This window comes from Duganella sp. Dugasp78 (assembly GCF_059491455.1).
The window spans coordinates 6,617,098-6,631,174 of sequence record NZ_CP168506.1 but is presented as its reverse complement, the minus strand read 5'-3'; the positions used below and the strand labels follow the sequence as shown (position 1 = coordinate 6,631,174).

Sequence of the window (14,077 nt, the reverse complement as noted above, 5' to 3'; positions counted from 1 at the left end):
TGCATTCGCACTGTCTTCGGCGCCACGCCTCGCTGCCGTCATTTTTAAACAACTTCTTAGCGGTGCATCAGTTCGGGTGACGACAGCAGGAACGCATTCCACTCCTGCGGCGAGGTGGCCTGGTCCAGCACCTGGCGGGTGGCGGAGGCGATGGTTTTTTGCAGCGACTGGTAGTACAGCGCGTTGGCCAGTTGCGGGAAGGCGGCGCGCTCCTGCGCCTGCGGGCCGTCGGTCTTGAACAGGCCCGCGCTGCCGGAGCCGATGGCCTTGGCGATCTCGAAGCGGGTGGTCATCTGGCCCGGACTGGCCCAGCCGGATTGCGTGAGCTGGTAGCCGTCCGGCGTCTGGCGGCCATACAGCGGTTCGGCCATGCGCGTGAGCCAGTACAGCATCGGTCCCGTGTTGAGGATCACCTTGTCGTCGTAGGCCAGGCGCACGGCGGACACCACGTAATGCGCCGGGTCCTTGAACTTGCGGCCCAGCGACTGCGCGAATTCGGCCGACGCGAACATGGTGCGCAGCACGGCGGCGATGTCGCCGTCGGTGGACAGGAAGGTGGCCGCCATGCGCTCCACCAGCGCCGGCGGCGCTTCGTCGGCGACGAAGTAGAGCGCCAGCTTGCGGCTGACGAAATGCGCGGTGGCCGGGTGGCGGCTCAGGCGGTCCAGCGCCTCGTCCACTTCGGCCAGGCCGCGTCCCTTGACGGTCTGGCCGAGGAGTTCCTTGTTGCCGTAGTCGTGGCGGTTCGGGTTGAATTCAAACAGCCCTTGCCGCACATACTGCGCTTGCAGATCCTTCTTCACGCCCGGCGTCGCCGTGCCCATGTTGACGCCGACGCCGGTCAGGATGCGCGCCAGTTCCTGCACGTCGCGCTGGGTGTAGCCGCCGTCCACGCCCAGCGTGTGCAGCTCCATCAGCTCGCGTGCGTAGTTTTCGTTGATATGGCCGGCCGCGTTCTGCTCGTTGTCCAGGTAGCGGATCATGGCCGGATGGCGCAGCGTGGCCGCCAGCAGGTCGCGGAACCTGCCCAGCGCGTGAGCGCGCACCGCCGTGTCCTCGTAGTCGCCGACCAGCACGCGCAGGTTGCTCTTGCCCTGGTGGACGTTGAAGTGGTTCATCCAGAACCACGTCATCTGCTCCTGCAACTGGTTGGGCGAGTACAGGTCGCGCAGCAGCGAGCGCGTGGCGGCCTCCCTGGCGATGCGGTTCAGCTCCTGCTGGTAGGCCTGCTGCGCGGCCTTCTTCTGGTCGTCGCCGGTGGTCTTGTCGGCGTCCCTGCGCTGCTGCTCCAGATCCTGGTTCAGCTGCACCAGCGGCTTTTGGGTGATCGTCATGGCGTCGATCTGCGCCTGCGCGGCGGCCGGCAGCCTTGCGGCGGCAGGGTGCAGCTGCTGCTCCAGCCAGGCGTCGTAGCCGAGTTTTTCAGCCTGCTGGTAGGTGCTCAGGTTGACGCCCCAGCTGACGCGATTCAGCGCGCCGCTAAGCTGCTCCGGCTTGACCGCGGACGGACTGGCACCGCCGTTGCCGGTTGCGGCGCAGCCGGCCAGCATCAGCAGCGCGCCGCATGCGGCCGGCGACAGGGGTAAATTCGGCAGGGTGCAAGCTCTCATAAGGTTTGAGCAAAAAAACGTTGTATTGTTTGAGCAAAAAAAACGTTGTATTAAATGACAAGCCCATCTAGCATGAATTTTTTACCAACATCAGACGAGTACCTATGAATCGATTTCAGTTGCTGGCGCTGCTAGCGCTGGCCTGTGGCGCCAGCTGCCAGGCAGCGGTCACGCTGGAAGTCACGACGTCCATGCACCACGAGCCGTTGAAGTCCGCGACCGACTCGCCGGCGGACAGCAAGTCCACACTCTACGTCACCTTGGCCGACGACTACATCGCGGCGAAGTCGGAGCACGCGTCGACGATATACGATTTCAAGAACCGGCGGCGCGTGGTACTGGACGAGGTCGGTAAAACCTACGTCGACTACTCGCTGTACGACACCGCCGGATTCCGGATCTTTGAAATGCACAACCGCGTCAGCATGAACGCCATGCTGGCCAAGCTCGATCCCCAGATGAAGCCCGCCCGGAAGGTGGACGTTGAACAGGAGCTGACGCTGGCCGAGGACAGCGCCACCGTTATCGACGTTTCCGCCAGCGGCGACGCATTGAAATTCTCCAGCGAGGGCAGCCCGCTCGCCACATGGAGCAAGCATGGCGCCAAAGCCGGCGCACGCGACGTGGCGCACTTCACGCAGCTGCTACGCTACACGCAGTCCATCCATCCGCAAGTGCTGGCCAGGCTGGCCGAAGGCGGCGTGATTCCCGACAGCCTGACCTTCACCGTCAACACTGCCTTCGCTGTCGTTACGGTCAATGTCGCCGTGGAGCAGGTGAAGAGCGCCACGCCGCCGGCCTATACGCTGCAAGGCTACAAGCGCCGCCAGGCCGCGCCCGCGCAAGGCGCGACCGAAGCGCTGATGGACCGCATGGCGGCGCTGTCGCCGCAACAGCTGGACGCCCTGCGCGCCGCGCATCCCTGCGACACCGAGGCTGCCTACCGCGAAGACCAGCTGCTCGACACGATGCTCGGCCGGGTCGAATGCACGCTGTCCACCGGCGCGGCCATGCTACCATTTACGCCGACGCAGCTGGAGCAGGTACGCGCCAGCGGCCCGGTCAGCCTGGCCTTCAGCGCCTTCCAGATCAGCAAACAGGAGGACTTTACGCCCGCCGTGACGACCCTGTCCGGATTGCGCAGCCAGGCGCCGCGCAAGGCCTATGTGCTGAAGCTCTTCGAAGCCAATAACCGCGCCAGGCTGAGGCAGTTCAAGGAATCGGAGCAGTTGTTCGCCGAGGTGCTGGAGGCCAATCCGGTGCTGGGCGGCGCCTGGAAGGACATGGGTGACCTGATGATCCTGCGCTTCGATATGCCCAGCGCGTGGCGTAGTTGGGACATCGGCCGCCGCATCGCGCCGACGCTGCCGAATTTTGCCTACGTCAACCAGCTGGAGGGCGAAATCGCCAAGCGCCACCCCGAGTATTTGGTATATTGACGCAAACAACAACCAGCCGAGCATCGTCATGCCCACCATCGATCCGCGCGTCGACGCCTACATCGCCAAGTCCGCCGAATTTGCGCAGCCCATCCTCAAACATCTGCGCGCCATCGTGCACGAGGCCTGCCCCGATGTCGAAGAGACGATGAAGTGGAGCTTCCCGCACTTTATGTACAAGGGCATGATGTGCGGGATGTCGGCCTTCAAGGCCCACTGCGCGCTGGGCTTCTGGAAGGGCGAGCTGCTGATGGCCGATGAGGCCAACCGCGAGGCGATGGGGCAGTTCGGCCGTATCGAAACGGTCAAGGACCTGCCGTCCAAGAAGGTCCTGACCGGCTACATCAAGAAGGCGATGAAGCTGAACGATGACGGCATCGCCGTGCCGGCCCGCGCCAAGCCCGCCGAACCGCGGCCGCTGGTCATCCCCGACGATTTCGCCGAGGCTTTGCGGTCGGTGCCGGCGGCGCAGCAGCACTTCGAAGCCTTCAGCCCAAGCAAGAAGCGCGATTACGCGGAATGGATCGCCGAGGCCAAGACCGAGGCCACCCGCACCCGCCGGCGCGAGCAGGCCGTCGAGTGGATCGCCGAGGGCAAGGCCCGCAACTGGAAGTACGAGAAGTGCTGAGCCGCTCTTCCTAGCGGGCCAGCAGCGCCGGCTTGCGTCCGGCGCGCGCCAGCACGGGGCGCGCCGCCGGCTCCGCATTGAGCTTGAATACCTGCACCGCCTCGGTCAAGTGTGCCGCCTGTTGTTGCAGGCTGCCGGCCGCCGCTGCCGCCTGTTCCACCAGCGCGGCGTTCTGCTGCGTGACCGCGTCCATCTGCGACACCGCCTGGTTGATCTGCTCCAGGCCCTGCGTCTGTTCGCGGCTGGCGGAGCTGATCTCGCCCATGATGTCGCTGACGCGCCGCACGCTGTCGACGATTTCCGTCATCGTGGTGCCGGCTTCGCCGACCAGGCGGTTGCCGATGGTGACCTGGCCTACCGAGTTGTCGATCAGGGTCTTGATCTCCTTGGCGGCGCTGGCCGAGCGCTGCGCCAGGTTGCGCACCTCGCTGGCCACCACCGCGAAGCCGCGTCCCTGTTCGCCGGCGCGCGCCGCTTCCACCGCCGCATTGAGCGCCAGGATGTTGGTCTGGAAGGCGATGCCGTCGATGACAGCGATGATGTCGACGATCTTGCGCGACGAGTCGTTGATCGAGTTCATGGTGTCGACCACCTGTGACACCACGTCGCCGCCCTTGGCCGCGACGCTGGTGGCGGTGGCCGCCAGCTGGTTGGCCTGGCGCGCGTTGTCGGCGTTGTGCTTGACGGTGGAGGTGAGCTCCTCCATCGAGCTGGCCGTCTCCTCGAGCGAGCTGGCTTGCTGCTCGGTGCGTGCTGACAGGTCCAGGTTGCCGGTGGCGATCTCGCCGCAGGCGGTGGCGATTTCGTCGGTGCTGTGCCGCACCTGGCCGACGATCTTCAGCAGGTTGTCGTTCATATTGCGCAGCGCGAGCATCAGCTGTCCGGTCTCGTCGGCCGATTCGACTTCGATCGACGACGTCAGGTCGCCCTTGGCCACCTGCTGCGCCACGTCCAGCGCGGTGCGCAGCGGACGGGAGATGACGCGCGCCACCCATATCGCCAGCACCAGGCCGCCGGCGACGGCGGCGGCCAGCAGGGCGATGGTCCACATGCGCGACGCGGCAAACACCTTGGCCGCGGTCTGCCCCGACTGGTCGGCGCCGTCCAGGTTGATCTTGACCAGTTGATCTATCTGATCAAGCACTTCGCCCAGCTGGCGGGCCGAATCGCCGGACAATACCGCCTTGGCATCCTCGGTCTTGTCCGGGCCTGCGGCCAGCAGGGACATGATTTTTTCGTGCGAGGCCAGGTACGCGGCCATCGTCTTGACCATCTCCGCGTGTATCCGCTTCTCTTCCGGCTCGGACACTTGCTCCGCGTAGACGGCGGCATCCTTGCCGAGCGCGGAGATGGCGGCCGCCATACGCGTGTTGATGTTGGTGCGCGCCGGTCCGTCGTTGTAGAGGAAGGACGACAGTTCCCAGCGGCGCACCAGCAGCAGGTCGGTCTTGACCGTCATGACCGTGCGCACGGCGGGCAGCCAGTTGGTGTACAGGTCCAGCGTGGAGCCGTTGATGGTGCCCATGTTGGCGATGGAGATGACGCCGTTGGCCAGCATCAGGGCCAGCACAACCATGAACGAGGCGACCAGTTTGGTGGCGATTTTCAGATCGTAGAACCATTTCATGATATTTCCTTTCGGGAATAATGTGACGACGCAAGAAACGGTACGGGAATAGGAATATGGAAATCAGTATAAGCCTGATTTTTGTCGCTCAGTATCAAATTGCATGGGTGTGGAAGGGGCGCTACAGGAGGGGTAATGCGGCGTTCAGCGGGGTTTGGGCTGTACGCAGTATGCATCAGAGGGCGCCGGATACCGCATGCCGGCGCCTGGCATGGCAAGATCAGCTGGGCTGCTCAATGCATAGACGCGGTCGACAGATCCTTCAATTCCCGTATGCTGATATCTGACTTCTCATGCATACGCAGCAAAATGGTAGCCCCGACGGCCAGTTTCCGGTGCCGGATCTTGCTGATGATGGGCGGCTGCACCTCTAAAACTCGGCAAAGTTCCGCGTCGTTTTTCAGGTTCATCTTTTCGATCAAAGTATCAAGAAGCTTGTTCGGAACGAAACTGGATGGTTCCAGTGCCCGAGCGCGATTCATGGCTTCGATCAGTTCCAGCTTTTTTTGCCGTACGTTCATGATTGCTCCTCCTTTGCTCAAAACGTGAAAAGAAATAACGTTTCCCGGCAAGGCTAGCGTCCACACTTTTTTGGTCTCAATATGGTACGCATCTCAACATTCTTGATAACCATGCAAGTTGGTTTCAATAATACTACGCGGAGAAAAGATTGGAAGGGTTTGATAAAAAAATTATCTTGTTTATTGCTTAAACGGGTTGACGATTGTTGTTTCTTGTATGCCTGTTTTTGAAAGTTGTAGGACTTTGTCTGTCATTTCGGCCGCCGCCTGCGAATGGGTGACCATGATCGCGCAGGCGCCGGTGGCTTTGATCTCGCGCCGCAACAGCGTCAGGATGCTGTGGGCGGTATCGGGATCGAGGTTGCCGGTCGGTTCGTCGGCCAGCACCAGCGCCGGACGGTGCACCAGCGCGCGGGCGATCGCCACCCGCTGCATTTCGCCGCCGGACAGTTGATGGGGGAAGTCGCCGCCGCGGCCGCCCAGGCCCACGGCCTCCAGCATTTCCGCCGCGCGTTCCGTCGGCAGGCCGTTCAGCAGCAGCGGCAGCGCGACGTTTTGCAGCAGCGTCAGGTGCGGCAGCACGTGGAAGGCCTGGAAGATGAAGCCCATGCGCGCGCGCCGCAGCCGGGTGGCGGCGTCGTCGTCCAGGCCGGACATGGCCACGCCGTCGACGAGGATGGGCGAGTCGCCCGGCATGGCGTCCGGGCTTGCATCCGGCGTATCGAGGCCGGCGATCAGGTTGAGCAGCGTCGATTTGCCGACGCCGGAATCGCCCATGATGGAGACGAATTCGCCGGCCTTGAAATTCCAGGACAGGTTGGACAGCACCGGACGGCCGCTGGCATAGGACTTGGACAGGTTGCGCAGTTCGAGCATGGCGTTCTTATCGGGGTTAGCGGGTGAGGGCGCGGCGCAGCGCGAAGCTGATGCCGTCGACCAGCGCGACCAGCAGCAGCATGGCGATGATGACGGTGGCGGCCTTCTGCATCTGGAACAGCGACAGGTGGTACTTGAGCATCTGCCCCAGGCCGCCGGCGCCGACCACGCCGAGGATGGCGGCGGCGCGGATGTTGTTCTCCCAGCGGTACAGCGTGTAGGACAGCATCTGCGGCAGCGTTTGCGGCAGCGTGGCGTAGAAGAAGGCCGCGCCGGCGGAGGCGCCGTTGGTGCGCAGGCTTTGCTCCGGCAGCGGCGCGGCGTTTTCCAGCGAGTCGGCGAACAGGCGACCGAGCACGCCGGCGGTGTGCGCGGCCAGCGCCAGCGTGCCGCCGAACGGCCCCAGGCCGCAGGCGATCAGCAGGATGGAAGCCCACACCAGTTCCGGGATCGAGCGCAGCACATTGAGCAGGCCGCGCATCAGCGCCCGCGCGGTGCGGCCGAAGCGGCCGGACGCCGACAGCGAGAACGCCAGGCCGGCCAGCACCGCCAGCAGCGTGCCGAGCGCGGACATGGCCATGGTTTCGACGGCGGCCCAGCCGGTCTTGATCAGGAAGGGCGCGGACAGGTCGGGCGGCGCGAAGCCGGCCAGCAGCTCCAGCGTGCTGTTGACCGCTTCCAGCGTGAAGAACTCGCGCCACTTCAGCGGCAGCGAGGCAAAGCTGGCGGCCACCAGCACCGCCACCAGCGCCAGCATGGCCAGCACGGTCCAGTCGCGGCGCGGCGGCTTGGGCATCATGGGATGGTTCATCCGAGGCGCCTCCGCAGGATCTTGGAGAACTGGTCGGCCAGCGCCACCAGCAGCACGAACACCAGCAGCATCGACGACACCTCGGCGCCGGCCAGCATCTTCATCGATTCGTCCATGCGCTGACCGAGGCCGCCGGCGCCGACAAAGCCCATCACCACCGAGCCGCGGATCGCGCACTCCCAGCGGTAGACGGTGTAGGACATCAGTTCCGACGCCGCCTCCGGCAGCGCGCCGTACAGCAGCGCGGCCAGCCGCCCGCTGCCGTTGGCCAGCAGCGTGTCGCTGGCGTGGGCGTCGGACGATTCGAGGATCTCGGCGTAGACCTTGCCCAGCATGCCGCAGTAGGTGAGGGCGATGGCCAGCACGCCGGCCGTCGGACCGAGGCCGATGATGCGCACGAACAGCAGCGCCCACACCAGCTCCGGCACGCTGCGCAGCAGCACCAGCGCCCAGCGCACCGACTGCCGCACGATGCGCGCCAGCGGCCGCATGCGGCCCGTGCCCAGGCGCGAGACCGACAGCTGCTCGCTGATGACCAGCGCGGCGGGAACGGCGCCCAGCAGGGCCAGTGCCAGGCCGGAGGTGGCGATGGCGATGGTCAGCCAGGTCTGCTCCAGCAGCATGGCGAGGAATTCGGCGCCGTGCGCCGGCACCAGGAAGTCGGCCAGGAAGCGGCCGGTGGAGGTGAGGCTCTGCCAGTCGAACAGTATCCACGGCTTGAACTCGGTGACCACCAGCGCCGGCCACAGGAGCAGCAGGCAGACAACGGTGGCGGCGACGCGGCCGCGCCAGACCGGATCGGGATGGGCGTTCAGCGTCGCCATTACAGACAGGCGCCGACGCCGAGTTTGACGGCCATGGCCTCGTCCAGCGGCCGGGGGCTGGCGGCGGGCTGCTCGCCCTGGTACAGCGCGGCGATCATGTCAGGCGTGACCTGCGCGCGCGGCAGGTCGAATTCGATGCGGCCGCCGCGCAGGCCGACGATGCGCGGGAAGTGGCTCAGCGCCAGGTCGACCTGGTGCAGGCTGCAAATCAGCGTGGCATTGCGCGCCCTGGCTTCATCGCGCAGCGTGGCCAGCGTCAGCTCGGACAGCACCGGATCGAGCGCGGACAGCGGCTCGTCCACCAGCAGCGCCTTGGCCGGCGACAGCAGCAGCCGCGCCAGGCCGCAGCGCTGGCGCTCGCCGCCGGACAGGCGGTCGACGCGCGCATACAGCTTGTCGCCCAGGTTGAAGCGCGACAGCGCCTGCCACGCCGCTTCCGGGTCGGCCGGCTTGACCAGCGACACCAGCGCGCGCCACAAGCTCCATTGCGGCAGGCGCGCGGCCAGCACCGCCGTCACCACGCGCTGGCGCGGCGGCAGCGGCGGCGTCTGCGGCGCCAGGAACAGCTGCGCGCGCAGGCTGTGGCGCTCGGCGTGGCCCAGCGCCCACGGATCGACGCCGAAGGCCTGGAAGCTGCCTTCAGCCGGCTGGTGGGCGCAGGCCAGCGTCGCCAGCAAGGTGGTCTTGCCGGCGCCGGAGGGGCCGATCAGGGCCAGTTGCTCGCCCTGTTGTATCGTCAGTGAGATCGCATGCAGTGCAGCCGCCCGCGATGCGCCGAGGTGGCGCACCGTCAGGTTCTGCAAGTGGTAAGTGGACATCGATTACTTCTTCAGCAGGCCCGCGTTTTGTGCAGCGGCTTCGATCGCGTTGTAGTTCTCGGGCTTGGTCAGGATGAACTTGGAGGCGCGCTGCAGGTCCAGGATGACCTTGTCCTGCGGGTTCTTCGGATCCAGCGCCAGGAAGGCGTCGGTCAGTTTTTTCTTCAGGTCGGCGTTCATGTCGGTGCGCACGCTCCAGTTGTAGTCGTAGTAGCCTGGCGTGGTGTAGAACACGCGGACCACGGCCGGATCGACCTTCTTCTCGGCCAGCAGTTTTTCCCAGACCGAGATGTTCAGCGCGCCGGCATCGACCTTGCCGCCCGCAACGGCGGCCACGGTGGCGTCATGCGCGCCGGAGAAGGCGATGCGTTTGAGGTCGGTGTCCGGGTTGATCTTGGCGGCCAGCAGGTAGGAGCGCGGCATCAGGTGGCCAGAGGTCGAGGACTCGGAACCGAAGCTCAGCGTGTGGCCCTTGAGGTCTTCCAGCTTGTTGATGTCCTTGTTGGTGGTGATGAAGACCGAACGGAATTTCTCGTCCTCGGCGCGCTGCACCAGCGGCGTGATCTGGTTCTTGCTGCGCTCCTTGGCTTGCAAGAAGGTGAAGCCGCCGAACCAGACCATGTCGACCTTTTTGTTGATCAGCGCTTCGACCGAAGCGGCGTAGTCGGTCACTGGCGTAAACTCGACCTTCATGCCGATTTTCTTTTCCAGGTATTCGCCCAGCGGCTTGAACTTGCGCTGCAATTCGGTCGGCGCTTCGTCGGGGATGGCGGACACGCGGAACACGTGGTCGGCCGACTGGGCCTGGGAGTGGGCGGCTGCCAGCATCAGGCCGGCGGCAAACAGGGATTTGATCGTGCGCATGGCGGAAAATGTCATAGTCGTATGCCTTTTTTATAAGATTAGTGCTTCTATTGCGACGAAAGTGAAGAGCCGCACAGTTTTGTGGGCCCGACGCTGCAAAATGGATATTCGGCTATCATAACAAAAATGTTATCCGCGAATGGGATGACCTCCTTTAAAGGCAAAGCAATATGCAGATGTCCCGCTCCTCGGCGATCCGTGTTGTTTCGACCGACGCAAGCAACACGACGACGCCGCAGCCGCAACGGGTGCACGGCAGTGCCGGGGTGGTCGCCGAGATTAGCGCCGGCCTGCTGGCCACCAAGGCGCATATCTCGCCCAAATACCTGTACGACGGCCTCGGTTCCAAGCTGTTCGAGGCCATCTGCGAGCTGCCCGAATACTATCCAACCCGCACCGAGGCCGGCATCTTCGCCGCGCATGGCGCGGACATGGCGCGTGCGATCGGCACCGGCGCCACGCTGATCGACCTGGGCGCCGGTAACTGCGCCAAGGCCGCCAGCCTGTTCCCGCTGCTGCAGCCGGCGCAGTATGTGCCGGTCGATATCTCGCGCGATTTCCTCACCGAGGCCGTCAACCGATTGCAGCAGCGCTTCCCCGATATCGAGATGACGGCGCTGGGGCTGGATTTTTCGCACGGCTTCGAACTGCCGGACAGCGTGCGGCAAAGCCGCCGGCTGTTCTTCTATCCGGGTTCGTCGATCGGTAACTTCTCGCCGGAGCAGGCGGTCGGCTTCCTGCGCGGCCTGCGCGCTAACGCCGGCGAGGACGGCGGCCTGCTGATCGGCGTGGACCTGATCAAGGACAGCGCCGTGCTGGATGCGGCCTACGACGATGCGCTGGGCGTCACGGCAGCCTTCAACCTGAACATGCTGCGCCATCTGAACCACCTGGCCGGCGCCGACTTCGATGTCGGCCAATGGCAGCACCGCGCCTTCTTCAACGAGGCCGGAAGCCGCATCGAAATGCACCTGGAAGCGCGCGCCGCCCTGACCGTGCGCTGGGCCGGCGGCGAACGCCATTTCGCGCGCGGCGAGCGACTCCACACCGAGGACAGCTACAAGTACACGCAGGAGTCCTTCGTCAACCTGCTGGAACGCGCCGGCTTTGCCACGGCCCAGGTATGGACAGATCCGTCGAACTGGTTCGCGGTCATCCACGCCAGGGTTGCCACTCTCTGAAAGCAGACCACGCCTATGGACATGCGCCCACCGCAGCAAGACCTCCACGCCCGCTATGACAAGGTGCGCCGCCGTTCGCTGGCGCTGGCCGAGCCGCTGACCGACGAGGACTGCGGCGCGCAGTCGATGCCGGACGCCAGTCCGATCAAATGGCATCTGGCGCATACCACCTGGTTCTTCGAGACCTTCATCCTTGAGCGCATGGAGCATGGGTTCGCGCCGTTCCATCCGGCGTTCCGGGTGCTGTTCAACTCCTACTACAACGGCATCGGCGAGAAGCATCCGCGCGCGCAGCGCGGCCTGCTGACGCGGCCGGCGATGGCACAGGTGCGCGCGTATCGGGCCGACGTCGACGCCCGTGTCGCCCGCCTGCTGGCCAGCGATCTGGATGCAGAACAGCGCGCGCAGCTGACCATGCTGGTCACGCTGGGACTGGAACACGAGCAGCAGCATCAGGAGCTGATGCTCACCGACGTCAAGCACCTGCTGGCGCAAAGCGTGCTGCTGCCGGAGTATATGGACGTGCCGCTGGCGAGGGCCAAGGCCGCGCCGGCGATGGCATGGCTGCCATTCGCGGGCGGCCTGACCGACATCGGCTATCACGGCAACGGCTTCTGCTTCGACAACGAACTGCCGCGCCACAAGCAGTACGTGGCGCCGTTCGAGCTGGCGTCGCGGCTGGTGACGAATGGCGAGTACCTTGAATTTATCGCCGCCGGCGGTTACTTCAATGCGGCGCTATGGCTGGCCGAGGGCTGGGACTGGGTGCGCAGCCAGAACCTGAATTGTCCGTTCTACTGGCAGCAGGACGAGCAGGGCCAGTGGCGCGAATTCACGCTGCATGGCGCGCAGGCGCTGGATCCAGCGCGGCCCGTGACCCACCTGTCGCTGTTCGAAGCGGACGCTTACGCCCATTGGGCCGGCGCCCGGCTGCCGACCGAGGCGGAATGGGAGTACGCCGCCGCGCAGGCGAAGGTGGAAACCGGCACGCTGCATCCGGCAGGCGCCACCGATGCCGAAGGCCTGCAGCAGATGTTCGGCCAGTGCTGGCAGTGGACCAGCAGCAGCTACGCGGCCTATCCCGGCTTCCAGTGCGCCGCCGGCGCGCTGGGCGAATACAACGGCAAGTTCATGCTGAACCAATACGTGCTGCGCGGCTCGTCTTGCGCCACGCCGGACGGCCACGCGCGCGCCAGCTACCGTAATTTCTTCCCTGCCGGCGCCCGCTGGCAGTTCACCGGCATCCGGCTGGCGCGCCTGGCGCCGTAAGCCTTACAGCGACCTTACAGCGCTTTCATGAAGGCCGCCAGGTCGGCCGCCTCCTGCGCGGTGAAGCCGATGTTAAAGCGCTTGTCGTAGAAGGTCACGATGTCTTCGATCGTGTGCACCGAACCGTTGTGGAAGTAGGGCGAGCGCGATTCGATGCCACGCAGGCTAGGCACTTTGACGCGGCCGATGTCCTTCCATTTACCCGTCAACATGGCCGCACCCGGATCGGTGGTGGCGACCGTCTCGCCGCTGACGTTGTTACGCAGCGTATAGAGCGGCATGTCCGCCGTGCGGCGTGCACCATCCGATACGCCCGTGTTGAACATGCGGACCACCGAGTGCGTGCCGGAGTTGGGCGTGTCGTGGCAGCTGGCGCAGGAGCCGCGCTGCAGGGGGCGACGCAGTTCGTCGTTGAAGCCGGCCACGCCGGTGATATTGAACGGCTTGTTGTTGAAGATTTGCTCGCCGCGCGCGATCGAGGCGCGCGCCAGGTTCTGCGGGCTTGGAGCGGCCGGCGGAGGCGGCGCCGGGCGGCCGGGTGCTGCTGGCGGTGGCGGCGCTGCCGGACGATCCAGGTTGCGCCATGCGCCGAAGATCGCCATCACGTTGCGGTTGAAGGGCGCGCCGGTCTGGTAGTCGCCGGATTCGAGATCGTTGATGCCGAAGTAGAAAGCGGTGGAGGCCAGCCGCGCCGGGCCGCCCAGCGCACCGGCGTCGGTCAGGCTGCCGGCGTCTTTGGAGTTGACCTGGGTGGTGAACAGCGTCTTCTCGAAATTGACGATGGTGCGCTGCTCGGCGGCGGTCAGGTCCTGCGCCGCCTCGGCGTGGCCGCGCACCGCGCTGTTGGCCTGGTGTTGCAGGCTGGCGTCGAGGGTGGCGAAGCACTGGGCTGGCCGCACGTCCTTCAGGCACAGGGTGGACGTTGGAACACTGGCGGTCTCGCGGCTGTCCCACATCACGCTGCTGTTGAATTTGAGATTGGTGGTGGGCAGCGGGCGACGGAACAGCGACAGTTCCTTGGCGCTGGCGTAGTTGTACGGGTCGTCGGTTTTGATCAGCGAGAATTCGGCGCCGGCCGGCATCGGCAGGCCGACGCGGATCAGGCCTTTGGTCAGCAGCATGCTGTAGGCGACGCGCTTCTGGTCCAGCGTGGCGGTGGCCGCCAGCGGCGAGACGGCGCCGTCCACCGGTCGGAATACGGGATCGGTGCCGCCGCTGTTGGCGAAGCGGGCGGCCAGCTTGTCCGGGCCTATGCTCCAGCCGTTGTCCGGCTGGTGGCAGGTGGCGCAGGAGCGGCCATTGCCGAACGGTTTGAAGAAGGGATTGGCGGTGTCCACCGCGCCCACGGTGCTGAAGGTGAGGGAGGTGCCTTCATCGTTCGGCACCGGCGCCAGCACGACAGGCGGAGGGGGCGCCGGCGCGGCTGCCGCCTGCACGGTGACCGCCGCCAGCGTGGTGGCGGCTGGTGCGCCGCCTTGCAGCACCCGCTGGGTGGCGCTGGTCGTGGTATCCGCCGTCGGATCGCTGCCGCCGCATGCGGCCAGCAGGGCGGCGGCGATCGCCGGTGTCAGGTAAAGCGCGCGTTGATACATGGTGTTCTCCGTCTGGT

General features: G+C 65.4%; 13 protein-coding genes. 4 read left to right on the top strand and 9 right to left on the bottom strand.

The window, feature by feature from the left end; genetic code table 11:
* Window positions 1-56: 56 nt before the first annotated feature.
* Entirely contained in the window at window positions 57-1,610 is a 1,554-nt protein-coding gene (locus ACEN9O_RS29425; protein ID WP_495615320.1) for a DUF1800 domain-containing protein, read from the bottom strand.
* Between the two features lie 104 nt (window positions 1,611-1,714).
* Here ACEN9O_RS29425 and ACEN9O_RS29420 point away from each other — a divergent pair, with 104 nt between their 5' ends.
* Window positions 1,715-3,049: a hypothetical protein gene (locus ACEN9O_RS29420; RefSeq protein ID WP_495615319.1), complete on the top strand. Its 1,335-nt coding sequence runs from the start codon at window positions 1,715-1,717 to the stop codon at window positions 3,047-3,049.
* A gap of 28 nt (window positions 3,050-3,077) precedes the next feature.
* On the top strand, window positions 3,078-3,677 hold the full coding sequence (locus tag ACEN9O_RS29415) for a YdeI/OmpD-associated family protein (RefSeq protein WP_495615318.1): 600 nt from the start codon (window positions 3,078-3,080) through the stop codon (window positions 3,675-3,677).
* 10 nt (window positions 3,678-3,687) lie between these two features.
* On the opposite strand, the gene ACEN9O_RS29410 is transcribed toward ACEN9O_RS29415, so the two are convergent.
* The 7 genes from ACEN9O_RS29410 to ACEN9O_RS29380 form a co-directional block, all read right to left on the bottom strand.
* Entirely contained in the window at window positions 3,688-5,304 is a 1,617-nt protein-coding gene (locus ACEN9O_RS29410) for a methyl-accepting chemotaxis protein (RefSeq protein WP_495615317.1), read from the bottom strand.
* 233 nt (window positions 5,305-5,537) lie between these two features.
* The gene (locus ACEN9O_RS29405; RefSeq protein ID WP_008447145.1) at window positions 5,538-5,825 is read right to left on the bottom strand and encodes a hypothetical protein; all 288 of its coding nucleotides are present in this window, start codon (window positions 5,823-5,825) and stop codon (window positions 5,538-5,540) included.
* A 180-nt stretch (window positions 5,826-6,005) separates the two neighbouring features.
* On the bottom strand, window positions 6,006-6,701 hold the full coding sequence (locus ACEN9O_RS29400) for an ABC transporter ATP-binding protein (protein ID WP_495615316.1): 696 nt from the start codon (window positions 6,699-6,701) through the stop codon (window positions 6,006-6,008).
* Between the two features lie 16 nt (window positions 6,702-6,717).
* Window positions 6,718-7,512, bottom strand: coding sequence for a phosphonate ABC transporter, permease protein PhnE (phnE, locus tag ACEN9O_RS29395; RefSeq protein WP_495615315.1), 795 nt, complete (start codon window positions 7,510-7,512; stop codon window positions 6,718-6,720).
* Complete coding sequence (locus ACEN9O_RS29390) at window positions 7,509-8,336, bottom strand: PhnE/PtxC family ABC transporter permease (protein ID WP_495615314.1); 828 nt, start codon at window positions 8,334-8,336, stop codon at window positions 7,509-7,511. Before ACEN9O_RS29390 ends, phnE begins: the two co-directional genes overlap by 4 nt.
* Entirely contained in the window at window positions 8,336-9,154 is an 819-nt protein-coding gene (locus ACEN9O_RS29385) for a phosphonate ABC transporter ATP-binding protein (protein ID WP_495615313.1), read from the bottom strand. Before ACEN9O_RS29385 ends, ACEN9O_RS29390 begins: the two co-directional genes overlap by 1 nt.
* A 3-nt stretch (window positions 9,155-9,157) precedes the next feature.
* Complete coding sequence (locus ACEN9O_RS29380) at window positions 9,158-10,033, bottom strand: putative selenate ABC transporter substrate-binding protein (protein WP_495615312.1); 876 nt, start codon at window positions 10,031-10,033, stop codon at window positions 9,158-9,160.
* A 155-nt stretch (window positions 10,034-10,188) separates the two neighbouring features.
* Between ACEN9O_RS29380 and egtD the strand changes: the two genes are divergently transcribed.
* Together egtD and egtB are read left to right on the top strand one after the other, a co-directional pair.
* Window positions 10,189-11,199, top strand: coding sequence for an L-histidine N(alpha)-methyltransferase (gene egtD / locus ACEN9O_RS29375; protein WP_495615311.1), 1,011 nt, complete (start codon window positions 10,189-10,191; stop codon window positions 11,197-11,199).
* Window positions 11,200-11,214: 15 nt separating this feature from the next.
* Window positions 11,215-12,468, top strand: coding sequence for an ergothioneine biosynthesis protein EgtB (egtB, locus tag ACEN9O_RS29370; protein ID WP_495615310.1), 1,254 nt, complete (start codon window positions 11,215-11,217; stop codon window positions 12,466-12,468).
* Window positions 12,469-12,482: 14 nt separating this feature from the next.
* Here egtB and ACEN9O_RS29365 read toward each other — a convergent pair whose 3' ends face one another.
* Entirely contained in the window at window positions 12,483-14,060 is a 1,578-nt protein-coding gene (locus tag ACEN9O_RS29365) for a cytochrome C (protein WP_495615309.1), read from the bottom strand.
* Window positions 14,061-14,077 lie beyond the last annotated feature (17 nt).

What these genes read in the sequence shown, in the direction of transcription:
- ACEN9O_RS29425 (WP_495615320.1), bottom strand. Translation starts at nt 1,610, where the DNA reads ATGAGAGCTTGCACCCTGCCGAATTTACCCCTGTCGCCGGCCGCATGC.
- ACEN9O_RS29420 (WP_495615319.1), top strand. Translation starts at nt 1,715, where the DNA reads ATGAATCGATTTCAGTTGCTGGCGCTGCTAGCGCTGGCCTGTGGCGCC.
- ACEN9O_RS29415 (WP_495615318.1), top strand. Translation starts at nt 3,078, where the DNA reads ATGCCCACCATCGATCCGCGCGTCGACGCCTACATCGCCAAGTCCGCC.
- ACEN9O_RS29410 (WP_495615317.1), bottom strand. Translation starts at nt 5,304, where the DNA reads ATGAAATGGTTCTACGATCTGAAAATCGCCACCAAACTGGTCGCCTCG.
- ACEN9O_RS29405 (WP_008447145.1), bottom strand. Translation starts at nt 5,825, where the DNA reads ATGAACGTACGGCAAAAAAAGCTGGAACTGATCGAAGCCATGAATCGC.
- ACEN9O_RS29400 (WP_495615316.1), bottom strand. Translation starts at nt 6,701, where the DNA reads ATGCTCGAACTGCGCAACCTGTCCAAGTCCTATGCCAGCGGCCGTCCG.
- phnE (WP_495615315.1), bottom strand. Translation starts at nt 7,512, where the DNA reads ATGAACCATCCCATGATGCCCAAGCCGCCGCGCCGCGACTGGACCGTG.
- ACEN9O_RS29390 (WP_495615314.1), bottom strand. Translation starts at nt 8,336, where the DNA reads ATGGCGACGCTGAACGCCCATCCCGATCCGGTCTGGCGCGGCCGCGTC.
- ACEN9O_RS29385 (WP_495615313.1), bottom strand. Translation starts at nt 9,154, where the DNA reads ATGTCCACTTACCACTTGCAGAACCTGACGGTGCGCCACCTCGGCGCA.
- ACEN9O_RS29380 (WP_495615312.1), bottom strand. Translation starts at nt 10,033, where the DNA reads ATGACATTTTCCGCCATGCGCACGATCAAATCCCTGTTTGCCGCCGGC.
- egtD (WP_495615311.1), top strand. Translation starts at nt 10,189, where the DNA reads ATGCAGATGTCCCGCTCCTCGGCGATCCGTGTTGTTTCGACCGACGCA.
- egtB (WP_495615310.1), top strand. Translation starts at nt 11,215, where the DNA reads ATGGACATGCGCCCACCGCAGCAAGACCTCCACGCCCGCTATGACAAG.
- ACEN9O_RS29365 (WP_495615309.1), bottom strand. Translation starts at nt 14,060, where the DNA reads ATGTATCAACGCGCGCTTTACCTGACACCGGCGATCGCCGCCGCCCTG.